Origin of the sequence: Micromonospora halotolerans, from assembly GCF_032108445.1 — a bacterium.
Lineage (GTDB): Bacteria > Actinomycetota > Actinomycetes > Mycobacteriales > Micromonosporaceae > Micromonospora > Micromonospora halotolerans.
Window position 1 is genome coordinate 552,492 of record NZ_CP134876.1, and the last position, 16,568, is coordinate 569,059.

At 69.6% G+C, this 16,568-nt stretch carries 16 protein-coding genes, 1 tRNA gene and 3 pseudogenes; 9 read left to right on the forward strand and 11 right to left on the reverse strand.

Features of this window, described 5'->3' with window-relative positions:
- Positions 1–71: 71 nt before the first annotated feature.
- Positions 72–938, forward strand: coding sequence for an aldo/keto reductase (locus RMN56_RS02470; RefSeq protein WP_313722242.1), 867 nt, complete (start codon positions 72–74; stop codon positions 936–938).
- 184 nt (positions 939–1,122) lie between these two features.
- Positions 1,123–2,271, forward strand: coding sequence for an MFS transporter (locus tag RMN56_RS02475; protein ID WP_313722243.1), 1,149 nt, complete (start codon positions 1,123–1,125; stop codon positions 2,269–2,271).
- A 505-nt stretch (positions 2,272–2,776) separates the two neighbouring features.
- Here the strand turns inward: RMN56_RS02475 and RMN56_RS02480 are convergent.
- The 5 genes and pseudogenes from RMN56_RS02480 to RMN56_RS02500 all read right to left on the reverse strand — a co-directional run bounded on the left by RMN56_RS02480 (position 2,777) and on the right by RMN56_RS02500 (position 6,050).
- Entirely contained in the window at positions 2,777–3,253 is a 477-nt protein-coding gene (locus RMN56_RS02480; RefSeq protein ID WP_313722244.1) for a transposase, read from the reverse strand.
- Positions 3,254–3,423: 170 nt separating this feature from the next.
- A pseudogene (locus RMN56_RS32585) lies at positions 3,424–3,789 on the reverse strand (IS110 family transposase); the annotation flags it as partial.
- Positions 3,790–4,132: 343 nt separating this feature from the next.
- Entirely contained in the window at positions 4,133–4,306 is a 174-nt protein-coding gene (locus RMN56_RS02490; RefSeq protein ID WP_313722246.1) for a hypothetical protein, read from the reverse strand.
- Positions 4,303–4,455, reverse strand: a complete 153-nt coding sequence (locus RMN56_RS02495) for a hypothetical protein (protein ID WP_231605389.1) — start codon at positions 4,453–4,455, stop codon at positions 4,303–4,305. The genes RMN56_RS02490 and RMN56_RS02495 overlap by 4 nt, the downstream gene beginning before the upstream one ends.
- Positions 4,456–4,853: 398 nt before the next feature.
- Positions 4,854–6,050: a helix-turn-helix domain-containing protein gene (locus tag RMN56_RS02500; protein ID WP_313722247.1), complete on the reverse strand. Its 1,197-nt coding sequence runs from the start codon at positions 6,048–6,050 to the stop codon at positions 4,854–4,856.
- Positions 6,051–6,740: 690 nt separating this feature from the next.
- Here RMN56_RS02500 and RMN56_RS02505 point away from each other — a divergent pair.
- From RMN56_RS02505 to RMN56_RS02520, 4 genes and pseudogenes are all read left to right on the forward strand, one after another.
- Complete coding sequence (locus RMN56_RS02505) at positions 6,741–7,892, forward strand: GTP pyrophosphokinase (protein WP_313722248.1); 1,152 nt, start codon at positions 6,741–6,743, stop codon at positions 7,890–7,892.
- Positions 7,893–7,931: 39 nt separating this feature from the next.
- Positions 7,932–8,837, forward strand: a pseudogene (locus RMN56_RS02510) (replication initiator); the annotation flags it as partial.
- Entirely contained in the window at positions 8,834–9,031 is a 198-nt protein-coding gene (locus tag RMN56_RS02515; protein ID WP_313722249.1) for a helix-turn-helix domain-containing protein, read from the forward strand. The pseudogene RMN56_RS02510 and the gene RMN56_RS02515, both read left to right, overlap by 4 nt.
- Positions 9,031–10,248: pseudogene (locus RMN56_RS02520) on the forward strand (tyrosine-type recombinase/integrase). Before RMN56_RS02515 ends, RMN56_RS02520 begins: the two are co-directional and overlap by 1 nt.
- A gap of 78 nt (positions 10,249–10,326) precedes the next feature.
- On the opposite strand, the gene RMN56_RS02525 reads toward RMN56_RS02520, so the two are convergent.
- Both RMN56_RS02525 and RMN56_RS02530 read right to left on the reverse strand, forming a co-directional pair.
- Positions 10,327–10,398 (reverse strand) — tRNA-Val (locus RMN56_RS02525).
- A 50-nt stretch (positions 10,399–10,448) separates the two neighbouring features.
- Positions 10,449–10,982, reverse strand: a complete 534-nt coding sequence (locus RMN56_RS02530; RefSeq protein ID WP_313722250.1) for a TIGR02611 family protein — start codon at positions 10,980–10,982, stop codon at positions 10,449–10,451.
- Between the two features lie 273 nt (positions 10,983–11,255).
- Here RMN56_RS02530 and RMN56_RS02535 point away from each other — a divergent pair, with 273 nt between their 5' ends.
- Positions 11,256–11,687 carry an SsgA family sporulation/cell division regulator gene (locus RMN56_RS02535; protein ID WP_007457244.1) on the forward strand — a complete coding sequence of 144 codons (432 nt, stop codon included), beginning with the start codon at positions 11,256–11,258 and terminating at the stop codon, positions 11,685–11,687.
- A 71-nt stretch (positions 11,688–11,758) separates the two neighbouring features.
- Here RMN56_RS02535 and RMN56_RS02540 read toward each other — a convergent pair whose 3' ends face one another.
- On the reverse strand, positions 11,759–12,535 hold the full coding sequence (locus RMN56_RS02540) for an SDR family oxidoreductase (protein WP_313722251.1): 777 nt from the start codon (positions 12,533–12,535) through the stop codon (positions 11,759–11,761).
- A 150-nt stretch (positions 12,536–12,685) separates the two neighbouring features.
- Between RMN56_RS02540 and RMN56_RS02545 the strand changes: the two genes are divergently transcribed.
- The gene (locus RMN56_RS02545) at positions 12,686–13,597 is read left to right on the forward strand and encodes a helix-turn-helix transcriptional regulator (protein WP_313722252.1); all 912 of its coding nucleotides are present in this window, start codon (positions 12,686–12,688) and stop codon (positions 13,595–13,597) included.
- Positions 13,598–13,604: 7 nt separating this feature from the next.
- Entirely contained in the window at positions 13,605–14,060 is a 456-nt protein-coding gene (locus tag RMN56_RS02550; protein ID WP_313722253.1) for an RrF2 family transcriptional regulator, read from the forward strand.
- A gap of 4 nt (positions 14,061–14,064) precedes the next feature.
- Here RMN56_RS02550 and RMN56_RS02555 read toward each other — a convergent pair whose 3' ends face one another.
- The 3 genes from RMN56_RS02555 to RMN56_RS02565 are packed head-to-tail and all read right to left on the reverse strand — an operon-like array spanning position 14,065 to position 16,567.
- Positions 14,065–14,676 (reverse strand): malonic semialdehyde reductase, encoded by a 612-nt coding sequence (locus RMN56_RS02555; protein ID WP_313722254.1) that lies wholly within the window; start codon positions 14,674–14,676, stop codon positions 14,065–14,067.
- Positions 14,673–15,236 (reverse strand): flavin reductase family protein, encoded by a 564-nt coding sequence (locus tag RMN56_RS02560; protein WP_313722255.1) that lies wholly within the window; start codon positions 15,234–15,236, stop codon positions 14,673–14,675. Before RMN56_RS02560 ends, RMN56_RS02555 begins: the two co-directional genes overlap by 4 nt.
- Positions 15,233–16,567: an LLM class flavin-dependent oxidoreductase gene (locus RMN56_RS02565; protein WP_313722256.1), complete on the reverse strand. Its 1,335-nt coding sequence runs from the start codon at positions 16,565–16,567 to the stop codon at positions 15,233–15,235. The genes RMN56_RS02560 and RMN56_RS02565 overlap by 4 nt, the downstream gene beginning before the upstream one ends.
- Position 16,568 lies beyond the last annotated feature (1 nt).

Here is a 16,568-nt window from a genome sequence, read left to right on the forward strand (position 1 = left end):
ACGATGTTGCCCGAGCGGTATCGGGCGGACGACCGACTGCGCAGGTCAGCGGGGATGGCTAAATTCGCCCGATGCCCATCGACATGATCACTGCGGGGTCCGCAGGCACCTGGATGCTCGGCGACCTGACCGTCAACCGGATCGGATTCGGCGCCATGCGCCTGACACACAACGGCAGCGCGGCAAGCGACCGCGACCGGGTCATCGGCGTGCTGCGCCGGGCGGTCGAGCTCGGCGTGAACCACATCGACACGGCCGCGTTCTACTTCTCGCCGCTCCGGTCGGCGAACGAGTTGATCAACACGGCCTTGTCGCCGTACGCCGACGACCTGGTCATCACCACGAAGGTCGGTCCGGGCCGCGACCCCTCGGGCGAGTGGCTGCCGCTGGCCCGGCCGGACCAGCTGCGCGGGCAGGTCGAGGAGAACCTGCGCCAACTCGGCCGCGACCACCTCGACGTCGTGAACCTGCGCCAGCACGGGCTGGACTCGGTCGCGGAGCACTTCGGCGCGCTGGCCGACCTGCGCGACGCCGGCCTTATCCGGCATCTGGGTCTGGCGAACATCCGCCCGCACCACCTCGCGCAGGCACAGGCGATCGCCCCGGTGGTGTGCGTGCAGAACCCGTACGGCGTCGACACCCGACGCATGCACGACCAGTTCGTGCGCACCTGCGGCGAGCAGGGCGTCGCGTTCGTGCCGTTCTTCGCGATCGCCGGCGACGGACGTGAGGCCGGCGGCGTGGCCACCAACGAGGCGGTGGAGGTGATCGCCCGCACACACGGCGTGACCCCAGCGCAGGTGCGGATCGCGTGGACCCTCAGCCGCGGGCCGCACCTGCTGGCCATCCCCGGCACCGGCAACCCCGATCACCTGGTCGAGAACGTCGCCGCCGGGGCGCTGCGCCTGTCTCCCGAGGAGTTGGCGACCCTCGAGTAGCGGCGCCCGACAGGGCGCAGCCCTGCCACAAGTCCACCATCGTCGACGAGAGGCCCCCGTCACTTTGCAGGCAGCGACAACGTCCATTCCCATCCCGCCGCCGAACAGCTCATGGCTCGTTGCCCGAGGACTCATCCCCCCTCACGGCCCCCGGCGCGTCCTCGCCGTCGCCACCTTCGTCAACATGCTCGGAAGTGGCATCTTCATGGCCAGTGCCGTGCTCTTCTTCACCCGCTCCGTCGGGCTCCCCCTCACCCAGGTCGCTCTGGGCATGGGCATCGCCGCACTCGTCGGGATGCTCGCCGGGATTCCGATCGGGCATCTCGCCGATCGGCGGGGCCCGCGCGAGATCTATCTGCTGACTCTGGTCATCCGAGCCGCCACGATGGGGGCGCTGGCCTTCGTCCACACGTTCTGGCTGTTCGTCGTCCTGGTCTGCCTGACCCAGCTCGCTCACTCAGCCGGCGGGGCCTCCCGCGGCCCGCTGGTGCGTGGGTTCGGCGGCACAAACCTGGCCCGGTACCGTGCCTATCTTCGTTCGGTGGCCAACCTCGCCGGAGCTTGCGGTGCCCTCGTGGCCGGCGCCGCGGTGCAACTGGACACCCGCGCCGCCTACCTCGCCCTGGTCGTCGGCAACGCCACCAGCTTCGTGGCATGCGCCGCCATCATCACCCGGCTGCCCTCACTGCCGCCGATCCCCGCACCCCAGACGACCGGGCGTTGGATCGCACTGAAGGACAAGCCCTATCTGGCCGTCACCGTGCTCGACGCCATCATGGGAATTCAGGGCCAGGTACTGGTCTTCGCACTTCCGGTGTGGATCATCTCGCAGACCAACGCGCCGCGCTGGTTCGTCGGGGTAGCCGTGCTGGTCAACACCGCCCTCGTCGCGGCGCTCCAGGTCAGAGCCAGCCGGGGCATCGACACCAGCCCAGCGGCAGGTCGAGCCATGCGCCGCTCCGGAATCGCGTTCCTGATCGGGATGGCCCTGATCGCCGCCACCTCGTCGATTCCCGGGTGGCTCGCCGTCACGGTGATGACGCTGGGGGTCGCCGCGCACACCGTCGGCGAGCTGTGGCACGCGGCCGGCTCACTCGAGCTGCAATTCCGACTCGCGCCTCCACACGCGCAGGGGCAGTACACGGGAGTCTCCGGGCTCGGCACAGGCCTGGCCAACGTCGCCGCCCCCTCCATCCTGGGCCTGCTCTGCATCGCCTGGGGAGCCCCCGGCTGGCTGCTGATGGGCGGCATCTTCGTCGCGGTCGGGCTCGCCGCCCCGGCAGTCGTCCGTTGGGGCGAGCGAACACGCCCAGATCCGGCGCACGCCGTCTAGCTCGGCGGTTTCGTCGCTGCGTCACCGCCAATCGTGCGCCACCGCCCGCCTCGACTTGCTCGCCAGTGACGCTTGAGGGGCTGCAGAAGACACCCGCACCAGGCGAGCCATGGTTCATTCGGCCGCCCGGTTCAGGTTGCCGAGTGGACCGGCGTGTGGGCGGCCCACCGGACCGACGGCCATCGCCACTGGGCCAAAACCCGGGGCCTCTCGTCAGGTGGGTGCCCGTAGCGGTACGTCCGACTCCTTGATCAGCCGGCAGGGCGGTGGGAGCCTGCCACCCAGTAGCAGCCGCCGGCCCGCCTACCGGGTCGGCCACCAAGGCCGAGCGCCCTGCTCCCAATCGGCTCCCAACTTAAGGGGCAAGACGGCAGAAGCCCGTTACCGGAGGTTCCGGTGACGGGCTTCTGACCTGTACATACGGTGGGCGATTCTGGGATCGAACCAGTGACCTCTTCGGCGCCTCTCTGTGTCAAGAGAAAGTCCCGAACGAGGTGTTGGCGTCCTAGAGCAGGGTTCGATAGACCACGTCGGCGAGGCGGCGCTTCAAGCAGCGTAGTGCTTCTCGGTGACTCTTCCCGGCTTGTCGTTTGCGCTGGTAGTAGGCCCTGCCTGCGGTGTCGCCGCGGATTTGGGTGATGGCGATGACGTGCAGGGCACGGTTGAGTTGGCGGTCCCCTGCCCGGGAGAGTCGGTGGCGCACGACGTCGCCGGAAGAGACTTCGATCGGGGCGACGCCGGCGAAGGACGCGAAGTGCGCTGAGGAGGCGAACCGGCTGACCGAGCCGGTGCGCGCGAGCACGATGGCGGCGACGATGTCGCCGACGCCGTAGAGACGGGTCAGGGTGCTGCCGGCTGCGGCGACGGCAGCGGCGATGGCGTCACCGGCCGCGCTGATGCGCCGGTCGAGGCGTCGGATCTCGGCGACGAGGTCGACGGCGATCTGGCGCTGCGTGCGGGCCAGCAGCTCGCGGGGACGCACGGTTCGCAGCAGGGCCGCCGCGCCGTCGGCCGTGAGGTTGGCTGCGGCGCCGGCGGGCAGCAGCTGAGCGAGCAGGACGTGCAGCCGGTTGACGGTCTGGGTGCGGGTGCGCGCACCAGGTCCTCACGGTGCTCGGTCAACGCCCGCAGCGCCGCTGTGGTCTGGTCTGTCTCAACGCTACGCAGGCCTTGCGCGGTCAGCGCGGCGACCGCGACGGAGACGGCGTCCGCCTGATCGGTCTTCCGGTTGTGGCCGGTGGACAGCAGGCGCACCCGGGCGGCGAGCTTGGCTGGCACGTCGACGGCGCGTATGTCATCGGCTGCCAGCCGCGTCACCAGCGGCGCACCCAGTCCACCAGCACCCTCAATCGCCCACACCGAACGAGGGAATCGGCGGGCGAAGCGGCGCAGTTGCTGGTAGCCGTCGCGATTAACCTCTACACGCACCACAGCCAGCACCCGCTGCGAGCTGTCGACCGCCGCCGCGGTCCAGCTCGCCTTGTGCGGATCGACGCCGATGACGACCTTGCCAGCCATCCGTATCCTCTCCTCGTCCGTAACCTGTGACGAGCGAGGAGGGCACACCGACTTTCAGCACCACAGGCCTCTCTCAAGCCACTCCCCGCCAGCGGCGATGGCCGGGACGCAGGCCGAAGAAAAGCCAGCCCACAGGCGGCAGGTGTGAAGCGAGCGACCCCGACCACCGCCTCGAAGATCCTGGCTGCAGACCGTGATCTCCGGCCACCATGAAACAAGTCGGTGTGAACTCTCGGCGAGCGGGCCGGATCGGGCTTGATACGAGGTCAGATGGCCTGCTGGGGCTCTTCTCGGCTCGGTTTGGCTGGCACGGTTGCTGTACTTCACTGCTGTACTGCTGGCATCACACGAGGCGCTGAATGCGGACCTTCGGGCGCTCGTTCTTGAGGTGGCCTTGCTTGTGCTGGCGTACTTGCTCGTCCCAGACCTCCTGGTCGTAGTCGGGGTCCGGCGGGATCCACCTGTGGGAGCTGTCGCTGTAGTGGAACTTCTCGTCGCCGGGTCGCAGGATGCTCATCGGGTCCAGCCGAGGAACCGCCGATGCAGCGTGCCGGCGGGTGCCCAGGTCAGGTCGGCGGTGGCGCGGACAAGCTGCGCCCCCATGTAGAGGGAGAGGGACACCGGGGCGTCCTCGAACTCTGCTCGCAGTTCCCGGCGTCGGGTCACGCATGGCCATGGTGCGCCACAGCCACCGCAACTCCAGATCGGCAGCACCGGCCCGTGGGCGGTCACTCGTCACGTCCCGCGAGCCGATCCCGGTCGTGGTCAAGCGGCCCACTGTCCGCCGTCGGTTGATGCTCCGCACCTCGCGCCTGATCCAGAAGCCGCCGCCGGGCCGCTTCCTGCTCCCCGGCCTGGGTGCGCTGACCGATTCCCGGCACAGCCGGCGTCGAGGGGAGGCACCGGCCGCTGATCAGTCTCAGAAGTCCGACAGTCACCGTCACGTCCGGCCCCTCCCTGTTAAGGGAGCGCAGGTCACCGGCCGATGTGCCGTGTCCGCGCTCCGATGCAGTGAGGACCAGAGTCGCGCCGCAAACGTCGTCGATCCAGACGGTGATCGTCCGCTAACCGGTTGTGCTGTCCGCTGATTGCCGGCGTCGGGGGGCGTACTCGGCGCACAGTTCACGTAAGGCCGCCGCCTCCGGCACCCCGGCCTGCTCCACCTTCGCCAGCAGTTCCGTCGCTCGCCACCAGTTCGACGGCACCACCCGCCCGGACACGACAGCCTCCGTCCCGAGAGCGACCGCCTCGTCCGGCTGCCCGGAGGCAACCAGGGCAAGACCGAGGTCGAGACGCGCCGACGCAGAGCGGCGTGGCCGTGCACCTCCGTCGCCGTCGGGGTCCAGGTCGGCCAGCACCGCCCTTGCCACCTGCTCGGCGCCCGGGTCGCCCGCCCATGACAGGGTCGTTGCCGTGTACGCGGCAGCCTTGGCCGGGTCGTAGCGATAGTGGTGCTCGGCACGCTCTGGAACCGGCAGGTTGGCCGTCAGCTGCTCCACGCGGTCCAACGCTCGTCTGGTCTCACCGACGTCACCCATCCGCGCCCAGGCGCGCGCCTCCTGGGCAGTGGCCTGAATGTAGGCGGAGCTGCCTTGCGGGGCGATCCGTTGGGCCTGTCGGGAAAGGTCGAGCGCTGCCTGGTAGTCGCCCTGGGTCAGCACGTCCCAGGCGCGGGTCTCCAGGCACCATCCCCGGATCTCCGCATGCTCCGCGTGCTCGGCGAGGTCATGAGCAGCCCGCAGATGGGCAGCTGCCGCGGCCCGCTGTCTCAGGTCGATGTGCACGGTGGCCCGCAGCACCGCGAGCCACCCGCCGGCCACCAGCAGCCGGCGTTGCTGCGCAAGCGTGACGCGTCCGTCCAGCAGCCGGCCCACATATGCCAGATGCCGCCGTACCAGCGGCAGGAGATCAGCCGGGGCCGTCGTCGGATAGGCACTGGCCAGATCATCGACGCCCTGCTCGATACGGTCGAGCACATCCTTGCCGACGTCGCTGGCCATGACCCTCGCACGCAGCTCGCCGGCCTCAGCAGCATGGTCGATCGGCGCATCGACCATGCCAGCGAGCACGCCTCCGGCATCGAGAACCCGATCCAGGTGGCGCGCGGTGTCGGCGGTCGGAGCCTTGACCCCCGTCTCCAGCTCGTGCAGGTGGCTCTTACTCCGATGGGCGAGCTGCCCGAGCGACCGAAGCGACAGACCCCGTCGCTCCCGAAACCCACGCAGAGCTACGCCGAAGCGCGGGTCGACGAATGAAGCCATACGCCGCTCCAAGCTGAAGGGTCAGGCGGACTCACCCGGCCGCAATACGGCAAGCCACCGATGTCGACGGTACCCCGATAGCCAGCGCACCGATGACCCCTCGCTTGTAAGTTCTGGGCGCTCCGCCCGGCGGAGTCCGTACACGTCCGCGACCTCGGGCAAGTGTCCGCGCTCGGCAGCCGGCGACTGCCCTCGTCCCGGCCAGTTGCTGTCAGCACTGCTGTCGGCGCTGCTGCCGCACACGGCTCTATCTGGTCGCCGCCACACGGCCCAGGCGGCCTAGATTCGGTCCAGTGGGGGATTCCCGTGTCGGCCAGCGACCGTCGGCATGGAAGGTGCTTCGACCTTTGGATAGGTCCTTGCGGCGGTGTTAGGAGCCGCCTGAGTCCTCTCCGCCGAAGTGGGGGCGCCCGCTGATGCCGCCTGTCGTAGTCCCTCGTTGACTCGTCCAGCAAGCGCGCCTCAGCCCTGGCGTCGCGTCCGTCATCACTGGCGGCTCGTTCTATGATGAAGTGGGACTTAAGGCGGACTCCGCACGTCGCGGTGTCGGTCTCTGCCGATGATCGCTGACCAGCGAATCTGCAGGTCGCTGACAGCGGTGACGGATCAAAGGTGCCCAGGGATGACCTAGACCGGGGAAGCGGAATCACCTATGATTCGAGCTTTAGACAAGCGGTCTTGGAGCTTTGGATGACTCAGGTAGCCGCCGATGACTGGGAAGCTGAGTATCGCGCCGCACGCGGCACATACGAAGCATTCAGCTTACGCCTTCAATCTCTGATTATTGATCTACTTGAAGACGCTAAAATTGATGTTATTCAAGTCGAGGCTCGCGCCAAGGACGTGGATAGCTTCGTCGAGAAGATTGGACGGAAGGGTGCAAAGTACGAGAATCCAATTGAGGAAATTACGGATCTCGTCGGCCTGAGGATCATCACCTATTACCTTGAAGATGTTGTCCGAGTAGGTGAAATTCTTAAGGCCCAGTTTGTGATTGACGAGTCAAACTCGGTCGACAAGGCCGCAGGATTCGATCCCGACCGATTCGGCTACACCTCGGTACATTACGTGCTAGGACTTGCTCCTGCCCGTGGCGAGTTAGCTGAATGGCGACCGTTCAAGGGAATCCGTGCTGAGATTCAGGTTCGAACCGCGCTACAGCACGCTTGGGCAGCCGTCAACCATAAGCTTGATTATAAATCGACAACCGAAGCCCCGGCAAAGCTTAGGCGGCGGCTGTTTCGCCTCAGTGCACTGTTTGAGCTTGCCGATGAGCAGTTTTCTGAGCTGCGCGATGAGCGCGAGCGGATTTCGTCTCAGTATGAGGGTGAGGTGCGCGAAGGGCACCTGGAGATTCCTCTCAATGAAGCATCCCTGCTCGCCTATCTAAGCGACAGTGATACTATTAGCGCGTTCACTGAACGGCTTCGTCAGCTAGAAGCAACCGTCAGGATGCATGACGAAAAGCGGATGGCAAGAGACCGCAGGGATCTCCTTGAGGTCCTGGATCTTTATAACATTGAAACCGTGGCCGAACTTGACAAGTACATCAAGTCTGACATCTTTCCCCATATGAGCATACCTCCCTACACTGGATATGCAACCAGCGTGCCAGACTGGCTGACGGCATACATCCTCATAGACAAGAAAGCAAGCAAAGAAACCGTTGTTGCTATCTACACCGAGGCGGTCTGGGACAAGCTTTCGAGAGCCGGAAAGATTTGGCACGAAAAGAAGCGGCAGAACGTCACCCGGAAAGCTGCACGGCCATCCCGTATGCCATCGACCCGCCCTCCTGGGGAGCGGGCCGCCGCCCGACCCGCCACGTCAAGCGGACATTGACGCCCGTACGGGCGCTGGCGGGTCGGGCGGTGGTCTGCTCGGCTTGCCCGGGTCGATGGCAGGCGGGATGGCTCACCGCAACCACCTACGGCCTCCGGCAAGGTCCGCTGGGTGCCGCCCGTGCGGGTGTCCCACGGCAAGGTCGCCGAAGTGCAGCGCCGGGCCGCGGTGCACTTCCACGTTCTGCTACGCCTCGACGGCGTCGACCCCGACGACCCGGACGCTCTCGTGCCGCCGCCGGCCGGCACCACCGTCGACGACCTGGAAGGGGCGGTCCGCGTCGCCGCCCGGCAGATCACGGTCACCACGCCCTCGCACTCCGACCAGCCCGAAGGGTGGCTGATCGCCTGGGGCGAGCAGGTTGACGTCCGGCGCATCAACACCGCCGACGGCGAGCTGACCGACGACAAGGTCGCCTCCTACCTCGCCAAGTACGCCACCAAGGCCACCGAAGCCACCGGCCAGTGCTCCACCCGGCTCACCCCGGCCACGATCGACGACTACGCCGACCCCGAAGGCGACCACCTCGCCCGCCTCATCGACGCCTGCGGGCACCTCGGCAGGCCCACCCACACTGACACGGCCAGCGGCGCCGCAACCGCCGACGACCGTCAAGACAGCCTTGACACCAAACCCAACATCTACGGCGGCTTGCGCCGCTGGGCGCACATGCTCGGCTACGGCGGCCACTTCCTCACCAAAGCCCGCCGCTACTCCGTCACCTTCGCACTGCTCCGCGACACCCCCGCCAATTACCGCCGCACCGACGATGACGAAAGCGCCGACACGATCACTGTCGGCACCCGGACCTACATCGGGTCCGGCTGGCTCACCGAAGGTGATGCCCTGCTCGCGAACACCGCCGCCCGACAGCGACGTGAGAGCAGGCGCATCGGTCGGGAAGAACTCGCCTACGAAGCGTGGCTTGCCGGGGCCGCCGCATGAGCCGAGACCTCACCCCGCGCCGGTACTCGCCCGCCGAGGTCGCCGCTCTGCTCGGCTTCGGTATTTCCAAGGTCAAGGTGAAGATCGCCACCGGCGAGCTGCGCTCCATCAAGGATGGCAAGTACCGCCGCATCCTTCCCGAATGGGTCGACGACTACATCCGCGAACAGGTCGAACGTCAGGAGGCTGCCTGATGCCCGGACGCGCACGAGCCAACGGCGAAGGCTCCATCTTCCCCTACCGCAACGGCTACGCCGCCTACGTCTGGGTCACCAAGCCCGACGGCAAGCGCACCCGCAAGTACGTCTACGGCAAGACCCGCGAAGCCGTCTACGACAAGTGGATCAAGCTGCACCAGCAGGCCAAGGCCGGACCCGTGGCGACCAGCGTCCCGACGGTCGGCAGCTTGCTCACCTGGTGGCTGGCCGAGATCATCCAGCCGAACCGGGCACCCTTGACGTACGCGACCTACGAGACGTTCGTCCGCCGCTACATTGCCCCCTTTCTCGGGGCCAAGCGGCTCGACCGCCTCCAGTCGCGCGACGTGCAGACCTGGATCAACCAGGTGGCCCGCACCTGCCAGTGCTGCGCCTAGGGCAAGGACGCCGCCCGGCCGAAGCACAAGCGGCGCTGCTGTGCGGTCGGCCGCTGCTGCCAGGCCGTCCCGTCGATGCGGACGGTCAGCGACATCCGGGCTGCGCTGCGGGCCGCCCTCACCCACGCCCAGGCCGAAGACCTCATCGCCAAGAATCCGGCCGTGCCGGTCACTCTGGCCACGGTCCGCCGCCGCCGGGGCAAGTCCTGGTCTAGCGACGAGGCGCGGAAGGTCCTGGAGTCCGCCAGAGCAGACGAGGACCCCTCTACGCCGCCTACGCCCTGGTCCTCGTCACCGGCCTACGCAAGGGCGAGGCCCTCGGACTGACGTGGGAAGACGTCGACCTCGACGCCGGAGAGCTGACCATCGGCCGGCAACTGCAACGCGTGCGCGGGCAACTCCTGCACCGCGACACCAAGACCCAGGCGTCCGACGCCACCCTCCCCGCCCGACATATGCCTGACCGCCCTCAAGCTGCGACAAGAACAACGTGACGAGGCCCGAGCAACAGCCGGCAACGCGTGGCACGAAACCGGACTTGTATTCACCACCCGCTATGGCACACCCATCGAGCCGCGCAACTTCCAGCGCTCCTGGCAGACGCGGTGCGACAAGGCGGGGGTCAAGCCAATCACGGTGCACGACGCCCGCCGTACCTGCGCCACGCTCCTGGCCGACCTCGACGTCCACCCCAGAGTCGCCATGCAGGTGCTCCGGCACGCCCGGTTCTCGGTAACGATGGAGATCTACACCCAGGTCTCATCGAAGGCGACGAGAGAAGCATTGAAGCGTCTCGGCGATTCACTCGGCCATTGAGCACCGCTGCTGTACTTAGCTGCAGTACGACAGCAGAAAGGCCACCTCCCGAAGCCGGGAAGTGGCCTTTGACATGCGTGGGCGATACTGGGATCGAACCAGTGACCTCTTCGGTGTGAACGAAGCGCTCTCCCGCTGAGCTAATCGCCCTCAGCGCCGATGACTCTACCTGATCGAGACCGCGGACCAAAAACCGGGTCTCAGTGCGTCGCGAGGTAGTGCAGGGCCCGCGCCACGAGGTCGATCCCGAGGCTGTACTTGAGCGACAGCCACAGCACGACCGACACGAACACCAGCCCGGCGGCCCCCAGGGCGCACCGCACCGGCAGTGACCGGCTGGTCGCCCAGCGCGTCCAGGCGTTGACGTGGCGGCGGGTGAAGGCGAGCAGCCGCCGCGCCCAGTGGAACTCGACGGCCCAGACGCCGAGGCCGGCGATCACCAGCAGCCAGCCGGGGCCGGGCAGTGGGATGAGGGCGATGCCGATGGTGACGACGATGGCGCCGAGCAGGCCGATGAAGATCTTGAGGGCGACCCGGCCGGTGGGGTTGGCCCGGATCAGTTCGAGGGTGGTGTGCAGGCGCCCTCGCCATCCGGTGTGGCGCCGCTCGGCGAGAGCGGTCCTCGGACCCCCTTCGACAGGCACCTCGTACCCCCGCCTTTTGGCTGCTCGGGCCGCACCTTTCGGTGGGCCGGCCGTGGTCCTCGCTTCCACCGAGGAACCCCTCGTGACCATTTCCACCCCCAGTGTCGCCCGGGACCGTCACCCCTGCTGAGGACTGGACGTTACCGGAGTAAGTCGACGACTGAACCACCCGTTGCCGGGCGGGATGACGGATCGGGCGGAAGCGGAAATCCTACAAGAATTTTCATGTTCTCGAAGGCTTTCCGACCCCCTTCCCACCACTGGGTGAAGTCAGCGTATGGCGGAGCGTAGCCAGGAGCAGCACCTGAGTATGGGAAAAGCGGGACACGCGCGTTCCGCAGCGGTGCCGGGGGGAGAACGTCCATGAGTGTCATCCGACCGACGACCGTAGAGGTCGAGACGTCGCTAAGGCTCGTCGCGCCTGACGCCACCGCCTTGCCGGTGCGTGCCAGTCTGCGTTACGACCCTGCTGACCCGTATGCGGTCCATGTCCTGTTCCACGCCGAATCCGCCGGCGGCGAGGCGGTGAGCTGGTCGTTCGCGCGCGAACTGCTGGTCACCGGTCTCGACGAGCCGGCCGGCATCGGCGATGTCCGGGTCTGGCCGTGGGCCACCCCGCGCGGCGACTTCGTCGCGCTCGCGCTGTCGTCGCCGGACGGCAACGCCCTCTTCGAGGTCCCGCGCAGCGTGCTCGTGCGCTTCCTGCGCCGGACCTACGTCGTCGTCCCGCGCGGCCGCGAGGCCGAGCACCTGGACGTCGACACGGCGGTGAACCGGCTGCTCGCCGGTCGCTGACACGGCACACCCGGGGCCGCGCGGATCTGCCGAGTCCGCGCGGCCCCGGGCCGTCAGTTCCCGGGTACGCCTCAGCCGTGCGTGGTGATCCCACCGTCGACCGGGATCACCGCCCCGGTCAGGTACGCGCCGGCGCGCGACGACAGGTAGATCGCCGTGCCCGCCATGTCCTCGGGGCGGCCGATCCGGCCCAGCGGCACCTGCTGCTCGATGGCGGACCGGGAGGCCGGGTCGTGCAGCGCGAAGGCCATCATCTTGCTCTCGAACGGCCCGGGCGCGATGGCGTTGACGGTGATCTGCTCGCCGGCGAGCTGGTGGGCGAGGCTGCGGGTGAGCATGTGCACGGCCGCCTTGGTCGCCGAGTAGGCGTACACCTCCATCCAGGGCACCCGGATGCCGTCGATCGAGCCGATGTTGATCACACGGGCCGGGTCGTCGGGGGTCGCCGCGGCGCGCAGCGCGGGCAGCAGCGCGGTGGTGAGCCGGAAGACGGCCTTGACGTTGACCGCCCACAGCTTGTCGAACGCGGCCTCCGGGTAGGACTCCAGCGGCGCGCCCCAGGTGGCGCCGGCGTTGTTGACCAGCACGTCGAGCCGGTCGGTGCGGTCCCGCACGGCCTGCGCCAGCCCGAGCGCGCCCTCGTCGTGGCCCAGGTCGGCGGGGATAGCCTCGCAGTGCCCCTCGGCGGAGAGCTCCTTGGCCACGGTCTCGCAGACGTCGGCCTTGCGCGAGGAGATGATGACCTTCGCGCCGGCCCGCACGAAACCCCGGGCGATCATCAGGCCGATACCCCGTGAGCCGCCGGTGACCAGCACCGTCTTGCCTTCGACCGAGAACAGATCCGTCATGCCCATCCCATCGCCGGTGTGCGGGGCCGCGGGTCGGTCGGGCGACCCCGGCGCTACCGATCGGTAACCTAACCGTCCCTGGTCAGTGCCGACAAGCCGGCCGAAACCGTCGAGATGCAACGTGCGCGCCGGGCGGTTACCGTCGGGACGATGGTCACTACCGGTCAGCCCTCCCCGGCAACCCGCACCGACCTGTCCGCTCGCGTGGACGCCGACGAGATCGTCACCGGTGCGCTCGCCGACCTGGCGCCCGCGTCCGGCTGGTCCCGGCCGGTCCTGCTCGACGCCGACCTGCTGATCCTGGTCACCCATGGGCACGGCACCGCCGAGCTGGACTTCCGCGCGCTGCCCTGCCGCCCTGGCACGCTGCTGCGGGCCCGCCCCGGTCAGGTGCTGCGCTGCCTCGGTCCGCAGCTCGACGCGACGGTGGTGCGGTGGGGTCCGGAGACGCTACGCGGCCTGGACGTCGACCCCGACGCGGTGCCGGCGTACCGGCAGCTCGCCGGCGAGGACGAGGACGCGGTGATCAGCGAGGTGACCCAGCTGGCGGTGGACGCCGACCGGCACGCCGGCATCCCGGCCGCGGTGGCGCTGCTGCGCCACCAGCTCGCCGTGCTGCTGCTGCGGTTGAGCCTGCTGCCCGGCACCGGGGAGCGCGCGACGCCGCGGGCCGAGACGGAGACCTTCCGCCGGCTGTGCCGGGAGGTGGAACGCGGCTACCGGCACACCCGGCGGGTGGAGGACTACGCCGCCCAGCTCGGCTGCTCGGTTCGTACCCTCACCCGGGCCTGCCTGGCGGTGACCGGCCGCAGCGCCAAGCAGGTGATCGACGAGCGGGTGGCGTTGCAGGCCAGCCGGCTGCTCGCCGCCACCGACGAGCCGATCGCCCGGATCGGCCGGCGGCTCGGCTTCCCCGAGCCGACCAACTTCGGTCGGTTCTTCACCCGGGAGGTGGGGGTGAGCCCCGGTGCCTTCCGGGCCGCCCGGGAGCAACCACTGCCCGTCCGCATGGTGCGCCCTCGCCCGCCCGCCGACTCCCCCGCCCCCGCCGGGCGGGCATGATGGCAGTGTGCAGATCTCCGCGCGCGGCGACTACGCGGTCCGGGCCGCTCTGAGCCTGGCCACCGCGTACCCCACCCTGGTGTCCACCCAGGCCATCGCGGCCGAGCAGGACATGCCCCGCAAGTTTCTCGAGGCGGTCCTGGCCGACCTGCGCCGGGCCGGCGTCGTCCGGGCCCAGCGCGGCGCCGAGGGCGGCTACACTCTGGCCCGCCCGCCGCGCGACATCACCATCGGGCAGATCCTGCGCGCCGTCGACGGCCCCCTCGCCGGGGTGCGCGGGCTGCGCCCCGAGGAGACGCATTACGAGGGCGCGGCGGAGAACCTGCCCCGGCTCTGGGTGGCCGTCCGGGCCGCCGTCCGGCAGGTGGTGGACGAGGTGAGCCTGGCCGAGATGGCCAGCGGGAAGCTCCCGGGGCACGTCCGCAAGCTGATCGCCCGCCCCGACGCCTGGGAGCCCCGCTGACGCCTCAGAGGGTGCGGACCGCCTCGGCGTAGTCGAGCCGGGGCAGCCGCTCCCGCCAGGCGTCCGGCGCCGGCCGGCCGATGTTCATGAGCAGCAGCACCCGGTGCCGGCCGTCCGGAAAGAAATCCCGCTCCACTCCGGCCGTGTCGAACCCGGCCATCGGTCCGGCGGCCAGCCCGGCCGCGCGCACCCCGACCAGCAGGTAGCCGATCTGCAGCGCGGCGTTGAGCCGGGCCTGCGCCTCCCGGCCGGCCGGGTCGCCGGTGAACCAGTCGCGCGCGCCGGGCCGGTGCGGGAACAGCTCGGGCAGCCGGTCGTGCCAGTCCACGTCGGCGGCGAGCACCGCGGTCAGCGGGGCGGCGGCCGTCTTGTCCCGGTTACCGGAGCTGACGTACGGCAGCAGCCGGGCCCGGGCCGGCGCGGAACGCAGCAGCAGCACCCGCAGCGGCTGGGCGTTCAGCGCGGTCGGGCCGTTGCGGACCAGGTCGTGGATGGCCCGGACCTGCTCCTCGTCGACCGGTTCGTCGGTGAACGCGTTGGCCGTGCGGGCCGCCCGGAACAGCAGGTCCTGGGCGGCCCGGTCGAGCGCGAGCAGCTTGGTGGCGGGTGCGTTCACCACGTCTCCGGCCAGCCCCCGAGGGTGGTGGTGTACCCGCCGCGGTGGTGCACCAGCGGGTCGCCGTCCTCGCCCGCGCCGAGCGCCAGGGGCTCGGCGAGCACGAGGGTGTGGTCACCGGCCTCGATCCGGCGGACCACCCGGCAGAGCAGCAGGGCCAGGGCGTCGCCGATCAGCGGCACCCCGAACGGTCCGGTCTCCCAGCCGGGGTGGGCGGCGAACCGGTCGATCCCGCTGGTGGCGAAGATCTTCGCGACCTCCTGCTGCCCGGAGGCGAGCAGGTGCACGGCCACGTGCTCGGCGTGGGCCACGGTCGGCCAGCTCGACGACTCCCGGCCCAGGCAGAACGACACCAGCGGCGGGTCCAGCGACACCGAGGTGAACGAGGTGGCGGTGAAACCGGCCGGGGGCAGCGACGGCAGGCGGCGGCCGGGGTGCAGGCCGGGGGTGGTGACCACGGTGACCGTGGACGCCTGCCGGCGCAGCAGGCCACGGAACGTGCCGGTGTCGACCGGACGCAGCTCGACGGTGCCGGCCCCGGGCCGGTCCACGGTGGTCACGCGCCCACCAGCTCGCGGTCGGCCCAGGTGCTGGCCGGGCGGGCCAGGCCGTAGTGCTCGCGCAGGGTCCGGCCGGTGTACTCGTGCCGGAACAGGCCGCGCCGGCGCAGCAGCGGTACGACGTGGTCCACGAAGGCCTCCAGTCCGTGGGGCAGCAGGGGTGGCATGACGTTGAAGCCGTCGGCGGCGCCCTGGGTGAACCAGAGCTCGATCTCGTCGGCGATCTGCTCGGGGGTGCCGGCGACGACGCGGTGCCCGCGACCGCCCCCGAGCCGGCCGATGAGCTGCCGGATGGTGAGCTTCTCCCGCCGGGCCAGGTCTACGACGAGCTGGTAGCGGCTCTGGTGCGACTGCACGGCGGTGGCGTCGGGCAAATCGGGCAGCGGCCCGTCCAGCGGCAGTCCGGCGAGATCGAGACCGGTCATGCCGGAGAGCTGGGCGAGGGCGTGCTCGGGCACGATCAGCGCCTCCAGCTCGTCGGCGAGGGCACGGGCCTCGGACTCCGTACCCCCGATCACCGGCGCGATTCCCGGCAGCACCTTCACCCCGTCGGGGTCGCGGCCGGCGGCGGCGGTCGCCCGCCGCAGCTCGGCGCGGAACGCCTGGCCGTCGGCGAAGGTCTGCTGGGCGGTGAACACGGCCTCGGCGTAGCGGGCGGCGAACGCGACGCCGTCGGCGGACGAGCCCGCCTGGACCAGCAGCGGCCGGCCCTGCGGTGGCCGGGGGGTGTTCAGCGGACCGTGCACCTGGAACCGGTCGCCGCGGTGCGCGATGTCGTGCACCCGGTCGGTGTCGGCGAAGACGCCGGCCGCGGTGTCGAGGACCAGCGCGCCGTCCTCCCAGCTGTCCCAGAGCTTGATCGCCACGTCGACGAACTCGGCGGCCCGGCGGTACCGCTCGGCGTGCGCCGGGTGGTCGTCGAGGTTGAAGTTGCGGGCCTCCCGGGCCTGTGCCGAGGTGACGATGTTCCAGCCGGCCCGGCCGCCGCTGAGGTGGTCCAGCGAGGCGAACGCGCGGGCCAGGTTGAACGGCTCGTTGTAGGTGGTGGAGGCCGTGGCGATCAGGCCGATGTGCTCGGTGACGGTGGCCAGCGCGGCGAGCAGGGTGAGCGGCTCGAAGACGGCCTGGATGTTGTGCCGGACGGCCGGGCCGACGGCGAGCGAGTCGGCGAGGAACACCGAGTCGAGCGTGCCCCGCTCGGCGATGCGGGCCAGCTCCTGGAAGTGCGTGACGTCGGCGATCCGGCGCGGGTCGGTGCGGGGGTGCCGCCAGGCCGCCTCGTGGTGGCCGACACCCATCAGGAACGCGTTGAGGTGCAGGGTTCGGGACATG